Annotated in this window: 21 protein-coding genes and 2 pseudogenes; 14 read left to right on the forward strand and 9 right to left on the reverse strand. The window is 70.2% G+C overall.

Annotation, left to right across the window (positions count from 1 at the left end; genetic code table 11):
- Positions 1 to 33 precede the first annotated feature (33 nt).
- Positions 34 to 687, reverse strand: a complete 654-nt coding sequence (locus tag LRS04_RS04905; protein ID WP_257815411.1) for an HWE histidine kinase domain-containing protein — start codon at positions 685 to 687, stop codon at positions 34 to 36.
- Positions 688 to 901: 214 nt separating this feature from the next.
- Between LRS04_RS04905 and LRS04_RS04910 the strand changes: the two genes are divergently transcribed.
- The 3 genes from LRS04_RS04910 (at position 902) to LRS04_RS04920 (ending at position 1,900) form a co-directional block, all read left to right on the forward strand.
- Positions 902 to 1,201, forward strand: a complete 300-nt coding sequence (locus LRS04_RS04910) for a hypothetical protein (RefSeq protein WP_257815412.1) — start codon at positions 902 to 904, stop codon at positions 1,199 to 1,201.
- On the forward strand, positions 1,198 to 1,608 hold the full coding sequence (locus LRS04_RS04915) for a hypothetical protein (protein ID WP_257815413.1): 411 nt from the start codon (positions 1,198 to 1,200) through the stop codon (positions 1,606 to 1,608). The genes LRS04_RS04910 and LRS04_RS04915 overlap by 4 nt, the downstream gene beginning before the upstream one ends.
- Before the next feature lie 118 nt (positions 1,609 to 1,726).
- A complete protein-coding gene (locus LRS04_RS04920; RefSeq protein WP_257818962.1) occupies positions 1,727 to 1,900 on the forward strand; it encodes a DUF1328 domain-containing protein in 174 nt (57 codons plus the stop codon).
- Positions 1,901 to 2,056: 156 nt separating this feature from the next.
- On the opposite strand, the pseudogene LRS04_RS04925 reads toward LRS04_RS04920, so the two are convergent.
- From LRS04_RS04925 to LRS04_RS04935, 3 genes and pseudogenes are all read right to left on the reverse strand, one after another.
- Positions 2,057 to 2,692 (reverse strand): annotated as a pseudogene (locus LRS04_RS04925) (metallophosphoesterase); the annotation flags it as partial.
- Position 2,693: 1 nt separating this feature from the next.
- A complete protein-coding gene (locus tag LRS04_RS04930; protein WP_257815414.1) occupies positions 2,694 to 3,533 on the reverse strand; it encodes a diacylglycerol kinase family protein in 840 nt (279 codons plus the stop codon).
- A 51-nt stretch (positions 3,534 to 3,584) separates the two neighbouring features.
- Positions 3,585 to 3,920 carry a hypothetical protein gene (locus LRS04_RS04935; RefSeq protein WP_257815415.1) on the reverse strand — a complete coding sequence of 112 codons (336 nt, stop codon included), beginning with the start codon at positions 3,918 to 3,920 and terminating at the stop codon, positions 3,585 to 3,587.
- A gap of 125 nt (positions 3,921 to 4,045) precedes the next feature.
- Between LRS04_RS04935 and LRS04_RS04940 the strand changes: the two genes are divergently transcribed.
- The 4 genes from LRS04_RS04940 to LRS04_RS04955 all read left to right on the forward strand — a co-directional run bounded on the left by LRS04_RS04940 (position 4,046) and on the right by LRS04_RS04955 (position 5,819).
- Positions 4,046 to 4,390 carry a YMGG-like glycine zipper-containing protein gene (locus LRS04_RS04940; protein ID WP_257815416.1) on the forward strand — a complete coding sequence of 115 codons (345 nt, stop codon included), beginning with the start codon at positions 4,046 to 4,048 and terminating at the stop codon, positions 4,388 to 4,390.
- A 77-nt stretch (positions 4,391 to 4,467) separates the two neighbouring features.
- Complete coding sequence (locus LRS04_RS04945) at positions 4,468 to 4,917, forward strand: OmpA family protein (protein WP_257815417.1); 450 nt, start codon at positions 4,468 to 4,470, stop codon at positions 4,915 to 4,917.
- Between the two features lie 345 nt (positions 4,918 to 5,262).
- The gene (locus LRS04_RS04950; RefSeq protein WP_257815418.1) at positions 5,263 to 5,499 is read left to right on the forward strand and encodes a hypothetical protein; all 237 of its coding nucleotides are present in this window, start codon (positions 5,263 to 5,265) and stop codon (positions 5,497 to 5,499) included.
- A gap of 11 nt (positions 5,500 to 5,510) precedes the next feature.
- Positions 5,511 to 5,819, forward strand: coding sequence for a hypothetical protein (locus tag LRS04_RS04955; RefSeq protein ID WP_257815419.1), 309 nt, complete (start codon positions 5,511 to 5,513; stop codon positions 5,817 to 5,819).
- Between the two features lie 150 nt (positions 5,820 to 5,969).
- Here the strand turns inward: LRS04_RS04955 and LRS04_RS04960 are convergent, their stop codons facing one another.
- A complete protein-coding gene (locus tag LRS04_RS04960) occupies positions 5,970 to 6,770 on the reverse strand; it encodes a response regulator (RefSeq protein WP_257815420.1) in 801 nt (266 codons plus the stop codon).
- Positions 6,771 to 6,940: 170 nt separating this feature from the next.
- Here LRS04_RS04960 and LRS04_RS04965 point away from each other — a divergent pair, with 170 nt between their 5' ends.
- The 4 genes from LRS04_RS04965 (at position 6,941) to LRS04_RS04980 (ending at position 9,711) form a co-directional block, all read left to right on the forward strand.
- Positions 6,941 to 7,186 (forward strand): NepR family anti-sigma factor, encoded by a 246-nt coding sequence (locus tag LRS04_RS04965; RefSeq protein ID WP_308238074.1) that lies wholly within the window; start codon positions 6,941 to 6,943, stop codon positions 7,184 to 7,186.
- Positions 7,186 to 7,791, forward strand: a complete 606-nt coding sequence (locus LRS04_RS04970; RefSeq protein WP_257815421.1) for a sigma-70 family RNA polymerase sigma factor — start codon at positions 7,186 to 7,188, stop codon at positions 7,789 to 7,791. Before LRS04_RS04965 ends, LRS04_RS04970 begins: the two co-directional genes overlap by 1 nt.
- A 67-nt stretch (positions 7,792 to 7,858) precedes the next feature.
- A complete protein-coding gene (locus tag LRS04_RS04975) occupies positions 7,859 to 9,526 on the forward strand; it encodes a sensor histidine kinase (RefSeq protein WP_257815422.1) in 1,668 nt (555 codons plus the stop codon).
- Positions 9,527 to 9,573: 47 nt separating this feature from the next.
- Entirely contained in the window at positions 9,574 to 9,711 is a 138-nt protein-coding gene (locus LRS04_RS04980) for an entericidin A/B family lipoprotein (protein WP_257815423.1), read from the forward strand.
- A gap of 73 nt (positions 9,712 to 9,784) precedes the next feature.
- On the opposite strand, the gene LRS04_RS04985 is transcribed toward LRS04_RS04980, so the two are convergent.
- From LRS04_RS04985 to chpT, 3 genes and pseudogenes are all read right to left on the reverse strand, one after another.
- The gene (locus tag LRS04_RS04985) at positions 9,785 to 10,594 is read right to left on the reverse strand and encodes a protein-glutamate O-methyltransferase CheR (RefSeq protein ID WP_257815424.1); all 810 of its coding nucleotides are present in this window, start codon (positions 10,592 to 10,594) and stop codon (positions 9,785 to 9,787) included.
- The gene (locus LRS04_RS04990; protein ID WP_257815425.1) at positions 10,591 to 10,959 is read right to left on the reverse strand and encodes a response regulator; all 369 of its coding nucleotides are present in this window, start codon (positions 10,957 to 10,959) and stop codon (positions 10,591 to 10,593) included. Before LRS04_RS04990 ends, LRS04_RS04985 begins: the two co-directional genes overlap by 4 nt.
- Before the next feature lie 78 nt (positions 10,960 to 11,037).
- Positions 11,038 to 11,701: pseudogene (gene chpT / locus LRS04_RS04995) on the reverse strand (histidine phosphotransferase ChpT).
- Positions 11,702 to 11,766: 65 nt separating this feature from the next.
- Between chpT and LRS04_RS05000 the strand changes: the two are divergent.
- Both LRS04_RS05000 and cysQ read left to right on the forward strand, forming a co-directional pair.
- Entirely contained in the window at positions 11,767 to 11,961 is a 195-nt protein-coding gene (locus LRS04_RS05000) for a DUF3553 domain-containing protein (protein ID WP_257815426.1), read from the forward strand.
- Between the two features lie 4 nt (positions 11,962 to 11,965).
- Positions 11,966 to 12,736, forward strand: coding sequence for a 3'(2'),5'-bisphosphate nucleotidase CysQ (cysQ, locus tag LRS04_RS05005; RefSeq protein ID WP_257815427.1), 771 nt, complete (start codon positions 11,966 to 11,968; stop codon positions 12,734 to 12,736).
- A gap of 12 nt (positions 12,737 to 12,748) precedes the next feature.
- On the opposite strand, the gene LRS04_RS05010 is transcribed toward cysQ, so the two are convergent.
- Positions 12,749 to 12,937, reverse strand: coding sequence for a hypothetical protein (locus LRS04_RS05010; RefSeq protein ID WP_257815428.1), 189 nt, complete (start codon positions 12,935 to 12,937; stop codon positions 12,749 to 12,751).
- A gap of 206 nt (positions 12,938 to 13,143) precedes the next feature.
- On the opposite strand from LRS04_RS05010, the gene LRS04_RS05015 reads away from it, so the two are divergent.
- Positions 13,144 to 15,525 carry a TonB-dependent receptor domain-containing protein gene (locus tag LRS04_RS05015; RefSeq protein ID WP_308238075.1) on the forward strand — a complete coding sequence of 794 codons (2,382 nt, stop codon included), beginning with the start codon at positions 13,144 to 13,146 and terminating at the stop codon, positions 15,523 to 15,525.
- Positions 15,526 to 15,546 lie beyond the last annotated feature (21 nt).

A 15,546-nucleotide genomic window follows, 5' to 3' on the forward strand; every position in this document is an offset into this window, starting at 1 on the left:
GCGCGAGCGACAGCGCATTGGCCGCCCGGGGCGTCAGGAAGAGCTCCGGGCCCCTCCCAGCTGGTCTGGCCCGGCGCCAGGGCGCCGAGCTCGGCGGCCACCAGGTGATCGATCGCCGCGCCGCGCCAGCGGGCGGCGGTCAGGGAGCTCGTTGGCGGAGCCCAGCGCCTTCAGCCGACCCGAGAAATTGCTCAGGAAACTTTCCAGCGAGGTGGTGCGCTTGGCCGTCTGCTGGGCCAGCGCCTGCACCGCGGCCAGGACGTTCTTCACCCGGTGGTCGAGCTCGGCCATCAGCGTCTGGCGGTGCTCTTCCTCCACCTTGCGCTCGGTGATGTCCTGGATGATGCCGGTGACGTTCACGGGCCGCCCGTCGTCGCCGTAGGTCACCACGCCGGCGATCCTCACCCAGACCACCCGGCCGTCATCGGCCCGTATCTGGCGGAACTCGGCCTCGTACTGGCCGGCGGTCCCGAGGTTGCGCTCCCGCTGCGCCAGGAAACCGGCCATGTCCTCGGGATGTACGTAGCGGTCGAGCATCCGGCCGCCCTCCGCCGGCATCTCGCCGGGCGGCAGGCCGACGATGCTGGCCATGCGCTCGGACACCACGAAGACGTCGCGCGCGACATCCCACTCGAATTCGCCCAGGCCTGCGGCCCCGATCGCGAGTTCCAGACGGTCGTGGTTCACTCTGACGTTCACCCCTTGCCGGGTCTCGACGCAGCCGACTATAGGGCGACATCACCGGCCGCGCGATAGGAACCGTGCGTTTCCCACAGCGTTTGGCGGACGGGGACGGGGAGAAGCTCCGCCTTTGCCCGGAAGGCGGAACTTCGTTAGCATGTCCGACGTTCAGCAGACGTCCCCCCGGCGTCCGCCCGGGCCCCTTCTTCGGAGTGACGACATGTCCCTTGACCAGGCCAACGACGCCAACGTTTCCACGAGCAGCGAAGCCAAGCGCCTGGCCGCCGAGGCGCAGCGCACCTTCACCGACGCGCGGGCGCGCATCGAGGCGGTCGTGCAGGAAGGCCTGGAACAGCTTCGCACCCAGTCGCGCGCCTATGCCGACAACGCCGGCCAACAGCTCGACGTCGCCCAGCAGTACGTGACCGAGCGGGTGAAGGAACGCCCGCTGGCCGCCATCGGCGCCGCTGTCGGCGTGGGCGTGCTGGTCGGCCTGCTGCTGTCCTCCGGCCGCCGTTGAACCTCAATAAGATCCTGAGACTTCTAGCCGCCGCCGCCGCGATCGCCGCGGCGGCGGTCGTCGTCGTGGTCGCCGCGTCCTTCGCGCTCTACGCCGCGGCGAAGCCCTATGTGGGCGAGGCCTGGGCGGCGGCGATCGTCGCCGGCGTCTTCGCCCTGATCGCCGTGATCCTGGCGGTCGCGATGACCATGAAGGCCCGCCCGAAGTCCGGAAAGGCCGAGGAGCAGCCGATGAGCGCGCGGCTGATCGAGCTCGCCCGCGAGAGGCCGATCGTCGCCGCCGGAGCCGCGGTCGCCGGGGCCATCGTGCTGGCCAGCAACCCGCGGATCGTCACCACCATCCTCAGCGCCGCGATCGCCGGCCGCGCCGCCGCCGGGACCAAGACCCCCGACAAGAAGCGCCGCTAGACCCCCGCCCCGCCCGCCACCGCCCCGGGAACGGTCACGCTTGCACCGGCGTTGATCGGATGAGCGATCCTGCTCAAGACTCGATGGGTTCGCCTTCGGGCGGCAAGGGAGAACGCCAATGCTGGGCTGGGCGCTGACCTTCCTGGTGGTCGCACTGATCGCCGCGCTTCTTGGTTTCACTTCGATCGCCGGCGCGGCGATGGGTATCGCCAAGATCCTGTTCTACGTCTTCCTGGTTCTGTTCCTGGTCTCGATCGTCATGCACTTCGTACGAGGACGAAGGGTACCCTGACCCCCGCTTAGACGGGCCGTCGGTCGAGCGACCACGTCCTGTAGGGCTCGTACTTCGAGCCCCCCAACAGAGGGCGGCGATCCGGATCGCCGCCCCTTCTATTTCCACCACATTGAACCCCGGCGGCACGCCGCGCTCGCGGACCGAAAGCGTGCCCGCGCCGACCGCGTAGGTCTTCCCGTCCCCGAACGGATAGGGCCAGGCGAACGGCGCGTGGATGTGGCCCGACAGAACGAGGTCGACGCGGGCCTCCGCGAAGGCCCGGGCCGCGGCCGTCCCGCCCCACACCTTCGCGGTCATGGGCCCGCCGATCATCTCCATCAGCGGATGGTGGCAGACCAGGATCCGGAAGCATTCGAGGGGCGACTGCTCGAAGAACGTCACCGCCTCGCGCACCTGGCCGGCCGCGATCTGGCCCTTGGACCAGTTCAGCCGGGGCTGCGGTCCACGGGCGGTGTTGACCCCGCGCACCGCGAAGCCGCCACCGAGGTGGCTCTGCGCCCGGGCCGGGCCGATCGCCTTCTCGAAGCGGCGGAACGGGGCGAAGATGCGCTCCGCGACGGCGATGTAGGGGGCGTCGTGATTGCCGGGCGTGACAAGCTGCGCGCCCTTCAGGCCGGCCAGCCACTCGGCGGCGGCGGCGAATTCCACCTTCTCGCCGTAGCGGGTCAGGTCGCCGGAGACGATGGTCAGGTCGAAGCCGCCGGCGTTCACATAGTCCGCCGCGGCGGCCACCGCATGGGTGTTCTCGCCCCCGAAGTGGATATCCGACAGGTGCGCGAAGCGGATCACGTCAGAGATCCTTGGGGATCGCCAGCACGCGCACCAGGTCCGGCCGGTAGGTCACCTCGGTCAGCGATTTCAGGCGTACGGATTCCCCGTCGAGGATCGCCGGGATGCCGTCGGCCGCCCAAATCCGGGCGACCCGGCAGGTCTCCACCACCACATTGGGATCGTCGCGCCAGTCGCCGGTGAGGGCGTGGAAGCCCAGGCGGAAGGCGTCCATGGCGCCGCTGAGATCGAGGGCGGCGCATTCCAGGACCGGCTCGTCCTCGGACAGCGCCCGCGAGGCCAGCGGGCACATGATGGTGAGCGCCTCGGCCTTCTCCCGCGGCCCCTGGTCGAGCATGTAGCGCAGCCGCCCCGAGAAGGCCCGCTTGGCGGCGCGCCGGGCGCGCAGGAAGGCGAGCTTCGTCTTGCCGTGCCGGGCCGCCTCCCGGGCCGGCGCCCACAGCGCCGGCGAGCCGAAGATGCCGGCGACCAGGAACTTGTGGCCCTCCACCTCGCCGCCGCTCAGCATCCGCTCCTCGCCCTGGGCGAGCGCGATGGTCAGGGCGTCCTGCCAGGGGCGCTCGCCATAGATGGCGTGCGGCAGCATGTTCATGGTCCCGCCGGCGAGCGGCGCCAGCACCGGTCCGGTGGGACCGCAGAGCTCGGCCGCGGCCCGCGCGGTGCCGTCGCCCGCCAGGATGACGAGAAGGTCCGGCGCCGCGTCCACCGCGGCCCGCAGGCAGTTGGTCAGGTCGTCCTTCTCCGGCGCGCAGACATGGGCGTCGACGCCATGGTCGGCGAAGATCTTCTCCACCTGCGCCGGCGCGTCGGGCCCGACGCTGCCGGAGGCGATGTTCGCCACCACTTCGACGCGACGGATCCGCGTCGTCCCCCCGATGTCGTCATGGCGTCGTCAGCTGGGCGGGTTATCGGCCGCCGACTTGGCGGACTGGCCGGCGTCACGGATCGCCTGGCCGGCGTCGGAGGCGACGTCGCGCACGGCCGGCTCGGCCTTGTTGGCGGCGACGGCCAGATTCTGGTCGGCCACCGCGCCGGCGCGCGTGAACGAGCCGTTGAAGGCGGCCAGCCCCATCAGCGCCAGGCCCACGGCCGCGGCGATGAAGGTGAAGGTCATCAGGATCGGGTGACGCTTGCGCGTCGCGCGCTCATCGCGCCGGCCCCGTTCGTAAGCTTCGCGCAGGTCGGCCTTGAGGTCGTCTGCACGCACGTCGTGGCGATCGCCAACCATGAGAGAGCTCCAGAAAGCGTGTCGTTTGCGGCGTAACGGGGCGCGCAGGCGACGGGTTCCGGCGGAACTGCTACGCTTGTACCCGCGTTAGCGTCCGCAGGGGACAACCAAGGAGAGCCCATCTCATGCTCAAGCCATTGATCGCCCTCGCTGCGACCGGCGTGCTTGCCGCCGCCTGCACGACGACTGGCAATGTTGAAGGTAATGCGGCCGGCGGCGCCGCCCTCGGCGCGCTTGCGGGCGCCGCCATCGGCGCGGTGTCGGGCGATGTCGGCGTCGGCACCGGCGCGGCGGTCGGCGCGGGCGTCGGCGCGGTCGCCGGTGCGGTGAAGGGTTGCCGCGAAGACGGCGGCTGCGGCGCTCAGCCCAACAACCGCCAGCAGTATTACGACGAGCGGGCCGGCCGCTATTACTACTATGACTCCGCGACCGGCCGTTACTACTGGTCCGACGGTTCGCCCCGCTACTAGGCGGCGGCCAGATGGAACGGCAAGGGCGGTCGGTGCGATCCGACCGCCCTTTGTCGTGGGTGAAACGGGAGGGGTACATGAGCTTCAAGACATCGGCGGCCGCGGCCGTCCTGCTGGTGGGCCTGGGCCTGAGCGCCTGCGAGACCGTCAGTTCCGCCCGTGACCGGCTGGTCCGCGCGCCGGACCGCTGCGTCGACCGCACGGTCCAGATCTATTTCGAGCCAAACCAGGCCGAGGTGACCGACGAGGGTCGCGCGGTCATCAAACAGGCGGCGGACGACGCCCGCGGCTGCAAGGTGGGCAAGGTGGAGGTCACCGGCCTGGCGGACGCGGTCGGCGCGCCGGCCGACAACCTCGAGCTCTCCAAGCGCCGGGCCCAGTCGGTCACAGCCGCGCTTGCCGCCGCCGGCCTGCCGGCCGCGGAGTTCGCGGTGGCCGCCGTGGGCGCGGCCGGCGCCGAAACCGCCGACGGGCGCGCCGCCCCGCTCCGCCGCCGTGCGGACGTGAAGCTGCACATCAGCCGCTGAGGCGGGGGGCGCTGCGGGTCAAGCGCACAAAGAAAAGGCGGGCCCCTTGGGACCCGCCGAAGTGTGCATCATCGAGAAAAGGGGTGCGGAGACGGCAGACTGGCATGATCACCAGTCTCAAGTCGGGGGGGCGTCGCCGCCTCCGCATACGTTAGAACACCCTCCGCCCATTCGCGTTCCGGCAGGGCGTAAAAAAACTTCGAAAAAATTCGCCGGTCCGACGGCCTTTCCACATCCTCCTGAAATGGCTGAGCTTTCAAACAAGCTGAGCCCTGGTGGGGTGGGTCGGGGAACGGGCTGTGGCGGCGATGCGTTAGGCCGATGGCGGGCGAGCAACACTCGCCCATGTCCGCAAGGGACGCGAAGGCCATGCGCAACTCGTTCGCCCCCCGGGGCGGCTTCGTGCTCGCGAAGACGCCCAGCTACCGGCAGCTCGCGCTGCGCCGCCGCCTCCTGGTGGTCGTCGCCGTGGCCGGGCTGGCGCTCGCCAGCGGGGTGATCGGTTCGCTGACCGCGCAGCCTGAGCGCGCCGATTCCGACCGGCCCTATGTGGGGCCGTCCAGTTACTTCCCGTCTGAGTAAGGAGCTCCCCCATGGCGCTATCCACGCGCTACTCCCAACGTCCCACGATGAGCGCGACCCGCGCGCGGCAGGGGCGGCTCGGCCGCCACATCCTCTGGGTGCTGGTGTTCGGGCTGGCGCTGGTGGTGCTCGGCTTCTTCGCCGCCTATGCCTGGAAGTCCGGCGACCTCGCCTCGACGGAGGTCCACAACGGCAAGCAGCCGGCCGACGCCCAGGCGTTCAACGCCCCCGAGCCGGCCGCCGTCAACACGCCTCCGCCGCTCGCCACCCAGCCGGGCAGCGCCCAGGGCGAGCCGCCCCCGGCCCCCGTCGGCCAGTAGCCCGAGACCAAGTCGCCACCGGACGGCCGCCCCCCGAGGGGCGGCCGTTCTTCTTTGCCCGCATGCGCCAAAGAGCCAGTTGCGCCAAAGAGAAGGGGCGCCGCGTTGGCCGCGACGCCCCCTACCCCACCAGGAATTTGTGACTCCCGCTTAGGCGGCCTGCTTGGAGGCCTTGCGCGGGTGGAAGAACAGGGCCTGGCCGATCGCCGCTTTCACGGTTTCCGGCTGGAACGGCTTGGTGATCAGGAAGGTCGGCTCCGGACGCTCGCCGGTCAGCAGACGCTCCGGGAAGGCGGTGATGAAGATCACCGGCACGTCATAGCGCTGGAGGATGTCCTTCACCGCGTCGATGCCCGAGGAGCCGTCGGCGAGCTGGATGTCGGCCAGCACCAGGCCCGGCGTCTTGCGGGCCACGGCGTCGACCGCCTCGGTGCGTGTGGCGGCGATGTCGACCACCTGGTGGCCGAGTTCGCGGACCAGGGCCTCGATGTCGGCGGCGATCACCGGCTCGTCCTCAATGATCAGGACGTCAGTGGCCAGTTCCGCATCGATCTCGGCCTGCGCCTCGGCGATGAGCTTCTCGACCTCCGCGAAGTCGGTGCCCAGGATCTGCGCGGCTTCCGAGGGCGTGAAGCCCTCGAGCGCGGTGAGCAGGAAGGCCTGCCGCGACCTGGGAGCGATCCGCATCAGGCGGCGGGTGGTGTCGTCGGCGGTGATGTCGTCGTCCGCCGGTCCTTCGAGCTGGGCGCCGGAGGTGCACCAGATCGCGTGGAACACATGGTAGAGCGCCACGCGCGGCGTCAGGTTGGCCTCCAGGACCCGCTCGCCGGCGGCGAGGGCCTCGAGGGCGACCCGGACATAGTGGTCGCCCGTCGTCTGATCACCGGTCAGGGCGCGGGCGTAACGGCGCACATAAGGTAGATGCGGCGCCAGACGGGCTAGAAGACTCAAGGGGAACCCCTCCCGTTGTAGACATCGGAGCATGGCAGCCGCGGTCGGTCTCCCCCAACCGCGGCCATATCATGGTGCAAAAACGCCACGCGGGGGAACCGGTTCCCAAGATGATCTGTTTTCCGCATCTTGTTCGCCGCGGGACGGGAACCTCACGACGGAGTCGGACGTTGGGTGGCGACGAGGATGCAAAGAGGGGGCGGCCGCCGCGCGAGCGGGGCGCCGATGCCATGATCGAACAACGCCCATCCGAGGAACGACGGAAGTCTTCCGCCGCGCTCGATGAAGCCCGCCTGCGCCAGCAGGCCATCGGCGTGCGGCTGCGTCAGATGTTTGACGAGATCGTCAACGAAGACGTTCCCGAGGAATTCCTCGAGATCCTCCGCCGCGCCGACAGCCGCTCGGAGAATGGCTGATGTCGGAGGCCACCGAGAAGCGGCCGACGCGCGGCGCAACGGACGACAACGCCTTCAAGCGTGAGCTTGTCCAGCTGATCCCGCACCTGCGCGCCTTCGCGCGGACCCTGTGCGGAGACCCGGCGGCGGCTGACGACCTGGCGCAGGACGCCATGATGAAGGCGTGGGACGCCCGCGCCAGCTTCCAGATGGGCACGAACATGAAGGCCTGGACCTTCATGATCCTGCGCAACCAGTTCTATTCCGAGAAGCGCCGCTCCTGGCGCCAGAGCCAGCTCGACCAGGAAGCCGCCGAGCGGACCCTGGTGGCGGTGGACGACCCCGAAGCGCCCGTCGCCCTCGACGAGCTCCGCCAGGGTCTGGCCATGCTGCCGCCGGAACAGCGCGAAGCCCTGATCCTGGTGGGCGCCGGCGGGTTCGCCTACGAGGAGGCCGCCGACATCTGCAACTGCGCGGTCGGCACGGTGAAGAGCCGGGTCAGCCGCGCCCGGCGCGCGCTGCACGCCATCCTCGACGAGGGGAACTACCAGCGGGACGGCGCGGCCGCCGGGGACGCGATGCGGTCTATCCTGGCCGATGCCGAGCGGCTAAGCACCGTCCGTTGAGGACGGGACCACGGCTGCGATGAGGCGCCCTGCGAAAGGATCGCCGAGCACGATCCGGGTACGGTTGATGACGGCCCTCGCGGCCGCCCTCCTGCCTGTGCTGATGCTCGGCATCATCCAGTCGGCGATCGCCTACCACCGCGAGGGTGTGGCGCTGCGCGAGAACCTGGGCTTCGCCGCACGGCGGAGCGCCACGGCCGCGCTTGCGCGGACCGAGGCGGCCGAGGTGCTGCTGACCACGCTGGCGCCAGGCGCCGGCTTCCAGTGCTCGCAGCGCCTCTCGCAGGTGAGCGGTCGCATCCCCGGCTACGAGAACCTGATCCGTTTCGGACCTGACGGCCGCGTGGTCTGCGCGGCCGCCAGCACGCCGCCCGACGCCCAGCGCGCCGCCAGCGCCTGGTTCCAGCGCCTGGCCAGCGGCGACAACCTGGTGGTCGTGGCCGAGCCGGACGTCGCCTACGCCCAGGTGCCCGCCGTGCTGATGGCGGTGCCGTCCCGGGACGCCGCCGGCCGCTTCGACGGCGCCCTGGCCGCCGTCATCGCCCTCTCCTCCCTCCAGCCATCGACCGCCGACCCGACCTTGCCGCGGGAGACCGCGGTCGCCCTGGTCGACGAGTTCGGCCGGACGATCAGCGCCACCGACCCGCACGTGCTCAGCGGCCTGCCCGACAACTGGCGCGCCCGGGCCATGAAGAATGGTTCGCTGGTGTGGTACGCCGACGGCCCGCAGGGCGAGCGCCGGGTGTTCTCCGCCGCTCCGCTCGTCGGCGACGACGTCTATGTGGTGATCTCGGCGCGCTCGCCGGGCCTGCTGTCGTGGGCGCGGCTGAACCCGCTCACCGGCATCTTCTTCCCGCTGCTGACCTTCGTCCTGGCGCTGACCACGGTGACCGCCGTGACTGAGCGCGTTGTGGTGCGCTGGATCGCCTATTTGCAGCGGATCGCGACGCTCTACGCCCGCGGCCGGCTCAGCGTGCGGCCGGTGCAGGCCGAGCAGATGCCGCCGGAGATCCGCGAACTCGCCTCCACGCTGGAGGAGATGGCCGAGGCCATCGTCGGCCGCGACGCCTCCCTGCGCGACAGCCTCGCCCAGAAGGACGCGCTGATGCGCGAGATCCACCACCGGGTGAAGAACAACCTCCAGGTCATCTCCTCCCTCCTGAACATGCAGCAGCGGGCGCTCTCCGACCCGGCGGCCCGGGCGGCGATGAGCGACACCCGCCAGCGGATCACCGCGCTCGCCCTGATCTACCGGGCGCTCTACCAGGGGCCGGACCTGAAGAAGGTGGACCTCCGGCCCTTCCTTGAGGAACTGACCGCCCAGCTCGTGGCCGGCGAGATGCTGCACGGTCCGCCGGTGCGCACCGAGCTGAGGGTGGACGCCCTGGTCATCGACCCCGACCGGCTGGCGCCGCTGGCGCTGTTCGCCGTCGAGGCCATCACCAACGCCCAGAAGCACGCTTTCGCCGAGCGCGGCGGCACCCTGACCCTGCACTTCACGGTCGACGGCGCCGAGGCCACGCTGGAGATCTCCGACGACGGCGAGGCGCCGGAGGACGCGCTGACGGCCTCGGGCGTCGGCCGGACGCTGATGACCGCCTTCGGCCGCCAGCTTCGGGGGCGGACGGAGCTGGTTCGCAATCCCGACGGCGGGATCACCGCCCGGCTGATCTTCCCGACGCTGGGCGCCGAAACGCCTTCTCCGCCGGCCGATGGGAACCAAGCTGCAGCTTGAGCCGTTTGGCCCTCGCTAAGTTAGCGACTCCCCCGGGAGAATATGGAATGCGCAAGATTGTTGTGATGACGGCGCTCGCCGCCAGCATGTTCGTGGCGGCCTGCAACACCGTGTCCGGCGCCGGCAGGGACGTTTCGTCCGCCGGTCAGGCCGTGACCGGCGCGGCCGAAGACGCCAAGAACTAAGGACGAAAGTCCGAACCGGTTCGAGGCCCCGTCGCCCCCTGGGCGGCGGGGCTTCGGCTTGTCTGGAGGGCCGTCAGGCCGCCGCGCGGGCCTCGGCCTCGGCGGCGAACACGCCCGCCACGCCCAGCGGCCGGTAGCCGGCGGGCGTCTCGCAGCCGGCGTCGAGCACGAGACAGCCGCCGCTCGCGGTGGCACCGGTCAGGCCGGCCAGCGCCCGTGACCGCGCGTCGGGCGTCATCGCCGGCAGGACCTGGCGGCAGACCACCACGTCGAACTGCCCGAGCCTGGAGAGGTCGTCGATCAGGTTCACCCGGCGCCAGCGGACCATCTGGCGGATGCGCGCGCTGAGCGTGAAGGCCTCGTCGGTCTTCTCGAAGTGCCGGACCAGCATCCGCGCGGGCAGGCCGCGCTGCACCTCGAACTGAGTGTAGAGCCCGCTCTGAGCCTTCTCGAGCTGGCGCTCGGCGAGTTCGGAGGCGAAGAGCTCGACCCGGGCGCCGGCGATCGGGGCGTCGGCGAGCATCATGGCCAGCGAATAGACCTCCTGACCGGAGCCGGCGGCCGCGCACCACACACGGATCGCCTCGCCCTCCCGCTGACGCGCCAGCCTCGGCAGCACCTGGTCGCGCAGCAGGGCGAAGACCGGCGGGTCGCGGAGGAAGATCGCGTCGCGCTGGGCCATGGCCTCGACCACGCTCCAGACGAGCTGCTCCTCCTCGCGGTCGCGCAGCGCCTGCAGCAGCTCGCCCACCGAGCCGAAGCCTTCGCGGCGGGCCAGCGGCGCCAGCCGGCTCTCCAGCAGGTAGGCCTTGTCGGCATCCACCGCGAGGCCGGCGCGCTGCTCGCACAGCCAGGCCACGAAGGCGCGTTCGCCGGGCGTCATGCGGCGACCCCCGCAGCGGCCAGCTTGTAGGCCATGATCTCCCCGTCGAAGGGCTTCATGATGTATTCGTCGGCGCCGCCGTCGAGCGCTTCCCGGATCCGGTCGAGGTCGTTCTCGACCGAGCAGAACACCACCTTGGGAGTTTGTCCGCCGGGTTCCAGCCGCAGCCGCCGCAGGAAGTCCAGCCCGCCCATCACCGGCATCTGCCAGTCCACCAGGACGGCCTCGGGCATGACCACCCGGCACCAGGCCAGCGCCTCGGCGCCATCGGACGCTTCCGCCACCTCGAAGCCGAGCTCTTCGAGGATGCGGCGCGCCACCTTGCGGATGACGCGGCTGTCGTCGACGACGAGACAGGTCTTCAAGGCGCTGCGGTCCTTCCCTTCGGAAGCCGTTGTCGCGCCCCTATGGTTAAGGACCGGTTTGGGCCGGTCCCGGAAGGATCAGGCCGGGACCGTCGCCGCGAAGGTCACCTGCTCCTCGGTCACGTCGGCGAACACCCGGCCGCCGGCGTCGGTCAGGAACAGGTGGACGTAGTAGGCCTGGGCCCAGTGGCCGTGCAGGCCCTCGCTCAGCGGCTGGCCCTGCAGGCCGGCCAGCACCTCGGGCCGCAGGCGCGCGCGGGCCGACAGCCTCGATGGCGATGGCGATCTGCTCGCCCTCCTGCACCGCGCGGACGCGGGCCGTGCCGCCGGTCGGCAGGGCCGCGCCGGCGAGCTGGGCGAGGTTCAGAAGCGCGCGCGCCGCCGGCTTGTTCACCGCCGGCGTCTCCACCGTCCAGTTGAGCTCGGCGCGCATGTGGCCGAAGACGCCCTGGGCCAGCTTCTCCAGTTCGCGCACGTCGAAGGTCTCGGCCGAGGCCGAGGCGCCGAACGCCACCCGGGTGAACGCCAGCAAGTCCGCCAGCTTGCGGGCCGACGAGGCGATCAGGCCCATGGCCTCCTCGCGCATGTCCTGGGCCGACGGGTCGTCGAGCAGGTCGAGGCCCGAGACGATGGCCGAGGCCGGGCTGATGAAGTCGTGGCACATCCGGGCCGCGATATAGGCGGTCAGCTCGGCCGTCTTCACGGGAGCCTTGGAGGCGGGGAGGTCCGAATTCTCGCTCATGTGGGCGGACCTTGGGGTGATTTGAGCCTTTGGAAAACGCCCGGCGGCCCCTAAGAGATCGCGCCATGGAGCCGTTTTCCGATCCTTTTCTGGAGCCGGGCGTCCTGGTGCGACACCCTGTCCAGTCGGATTGGGGCCTGGGCCAGGTGCAGTCGGTGGCGGGGCGGAAGGTTACGGTGAACTTCGAGCACGCCGGCAAGCAGGTGATCGACGCCGGTGTCGTGCGGCTCGAGTTCGTGGGCGACGATCCGAGGGCTTAGGACATTGGCGGCGACTGACAACGACGTGGGCGAGGCGCTGGCCGGCATCTGCGAGGCGGCGGCGGCGCTGATCCTGCCGCTCTGGAAATCGGGCGTCGAGGTGCTGACCAAGGCCGACGAAAGCCCGGTCACCGAAGCCGACCAGCGCGGCGAGAAGTTGATCCTCGAGCACCTCGCCCGCCTGTTCCCGGGCGTGCCGGTGGTCTCCGAAGAGGACGCCAGCGAGTTCGGAACGCCCGACCGGATCGGCCCGCGCTTCTTCCTCGTCGACCCGCTGGACGGCACCAAGGCCTTCGTCCGCGGCGATCCCAACTTCACGGTCAACATCGCGCTGATCGAGGACGGGCGTCCGGTCGCTGGCGCGGTCTCCGCCCCACCGACCGGCGAGACCTGGTTCACGCACGCCGACGGGGCGATGAAGCGGATCCACGGCGGTCCCGCCGTCCCGGTGCGGGTGCGAGCCTGGCCGAAGGGCCAGGCGGTGGCGCTGGTCAGCCACACGATGAAGGAAGAGACCGCGGTCAAGCTCGCCAACGAGTACGGCTTCGATCTGCGCGAGCCGATGGATTCCTCCATCAAGTTCTGCCGCATCGCCGAGGGCGCGGCGGACATCTATCCGCGTCACGGGCCGACGATGGAGTGGGACGTGGCGGCCGGACATGCGGTCCTGGAAGCCGCGGGCGGCACGCTGCTGACGCTTGAGGGCGGCGCCTTCACCTACGGCAAGGCGCAGGACGGATTCCGCAACGGCTGGTTCGTCGCCCGCGGCGGCTAAGGCCTCCCCGGGCTAGATGTGCTTGACGATGTTCCAGTCGGCGGACGACGGGCCTGAGGCGGCCGCGGGCTGGACCCAACCGTCCCCGGCGAGGGTCTGCGGCCGCTCGCCGAACAGAAAGTAGCTGGCGAAGCCCACCAGGAAGGCGGTCAGCGCCATCCAGGCGAAGGGCTTGGCGATCTCGAAGACGTCGCTGGACATCGGACTTCCCCCGGGCGATGAGCGCCCCTTGGAAGTGGAACACCCTTCCGCCGCCTTGGTTGCGGGCCGGGCGCCGGCTTCGGCGGCTCACCTGGGCCCGCGGGCCTGGGACGATCTAATTCGCTAGTTGCGAACGATTCTCATTGCCAAGTTTCAACCTCCTTCTTAAGAACGCTTCGCATTCGCAAAGTACGGGGCAGAGCAAGATGCAGCGGGTTCGAAGCGGCGTGGCCGCGCGCAAGAAGGTGGCGCTGACGGCGGCGGCGGTGGCCGGGGTGGCTGGCCTGTCGCTGGGCGGCGTGGCGCGGGCGGCCGAGGGCGTGGAGGCCGCCGATGCGGCGGTGGCGACGGCGGCCGACCAGATGGGGCCGCTGGTGTCCGAGGTAGACGTCACCGCGAAGCGCCCGACGCCCGAGAACGTCAAGGCGACCGCCGAGCCGCTGAACACGCCCCAGACCGTCACGGTCGTCCCGCGCGGCGTGATCGAGGCGCAGAACCTGCTCGGCCTGCGCGACATCCTCTCCATCGTGCCGGGGATCACCTTCGGCGCCGGCGAGGGCGGCGGGGGCTATGGCGACAGCATCAACCTGCGCGGCTATTCGGCGAACAACGACATCACCTACGATGGCGTGCGCGACAGCGCCCAATACAGCCGCTCGGACTCGTTCAATATCGAACAACTCGAGGTGACGAACGGCGCCAACTCGGTCTATTCCGGGGCGGGCTCGGTGGGCGGCACGATCAACATCACCACCAAGCGCCCGGGCAATGGCGACAACACCACCGTCACCGGCGGCCTGGGCACCAACAGCTACTACCGCGCAACGGTCGACGCGAACCGGCGGGTAAACGACAGCGTGGCCGTGCGCCTCAACGCCATGGCGCACCGCAACGACGCGGCGGGCCGCGACGTGGAGAAGGCCGAGCGCTGGGGCGTCGCGCCCTCGGTGACCCTCGGCCTGGACGGCCCGACCCAGTTCACCGCCCTTTATCTGCGCCAGGAGGACGAGAACGTCCCGCAGTACGGCGTGCCCTTCCACAACGGCCGCGCCCTGCCCGGCGTGAACCCGTCGAACTACTACGGCTACGCCAACCTCGACACCCAGGAGCAGACGGTCGACATGCTCACGGGCATCATCGACCACGACTTCGGGAACGGCCTGTCGGTGCGCAACCTGACGCGCTGGCAGAAGGTGACCCAGTACATCGTGGTCAACCCGCCGCAGGGGACCTGGTGCCTCGCCAACGGCCAGAAGCCGGTGGCCTGGAGCCAGTCGACGACGGGCGCCAACCTGACCGGCTTCGCGCCGTGCCTGGCCACCGATCCGGCGCCGGGCTTCTATCAGCCGAGCGGCCCGCGCGGGACCCTGCGCGACACCGAGAACACCCTGCTGCACAACCAGACGGACTTCACCTGGGAAGGCGCCATCGGGGCCACCCAGCACACCATCGTGGCCGGCGTCGCGGTCTTCGCCGAGGACTTCCATCTCGACGCCGGCAATGTGCTGCGCACCGCCACCGGCGCCACGGTCCCCCTGCCGCCCATGAACATCGCCGAGCCCGACAACATCTGGTCGGGCCCGGTGAATTTCATCCAGGCGAGCGCCCAGGACGGCGAGCGCCAGAACCAGGCGGTCTATCTCTTCGACAACATCCAGCTCGGCGAAAAGTGGTCGGTCAACGGCGGCGTCCGCTGGGAGCACAACGAGGGCTCCAACCGCACCGACACCTACGCCACCTCGGGGGCCACGCTCGGCCAGGTCACGCCGGGCCCGACGTTCCGGAACGACGAGACCCTGCTGAGCTACCGCCTGGGCGTGGTCTACAAGCCGATCCCCAACGCCAGCCTCTACGTCGCCTACGGCAATTCCCAGACGCCGTCGCAGGCCACGGTGAACGGCTCGGGCGCCTGCACCGCCGCCAGTTGCACGGTGGACCCGGAAGAGGGCGAAAGCTTCGAGATCGGCGGCAAGTGGGACATCGACGGACGGGTGTCCCTGACCGCCGCCCTGTTCCGCAACGACCGGATCAATTACCGCGTGGCCTCAGGGGACCCGACCGTGCCGGAGCAGCAGCTCGACGGCAGCGCCCGTGTCGAGGGCGTCGCGCTCGGTGTGTCGGGCATGATCACTGACAGGTGGGCGGTGTTCGCCAACTACACCTACCTCGACAGCGAGGTCCTGCAGGGCGTCTCCGACCTGATCGCCGCGCAGGGCCAGGACTTCACCAAGGGCGACCCGATCGCCAACGTCCCGGATCACTCGTTCAGCCTGTTCACCCAGTACAACGTCACGCCGGACTTCCAGGTCGGCTACGGCGTCACCTATCAGGGCGAGATGTACCTGACCCAGCACGGGGCGGTGACCGGCTCCAATCCTCCGGTGCGCACCACCATCCCGCTGGTGAAGACCGACGACTACTGGGTCCACCGGCTGGCCGCGACCTGGCAGTTCCACCGCAGCGCCCAGCTCCAGGTAATCGTCAACAACCTGCTGGACGAGGAGTACTACATCCGTGGCCGGAACAACGGCTGGTCGACGCCGGGCGACACGCGCAATGCGCAGGCGACCCTGACCTACCGGTTCTGATCCTCCCCCGTCTCGCTGCGC

Origin of the sequence: Phenylobacterium sp. J367 (assembly GCF_024699985.1) — a bacterium.
Classification (GTDB): domain Bacteria; phylum Pseudomonadota; class Alphaproteobacteria; order Caulobacterales; family Caulobacteraceae; genus Phenylobacterium.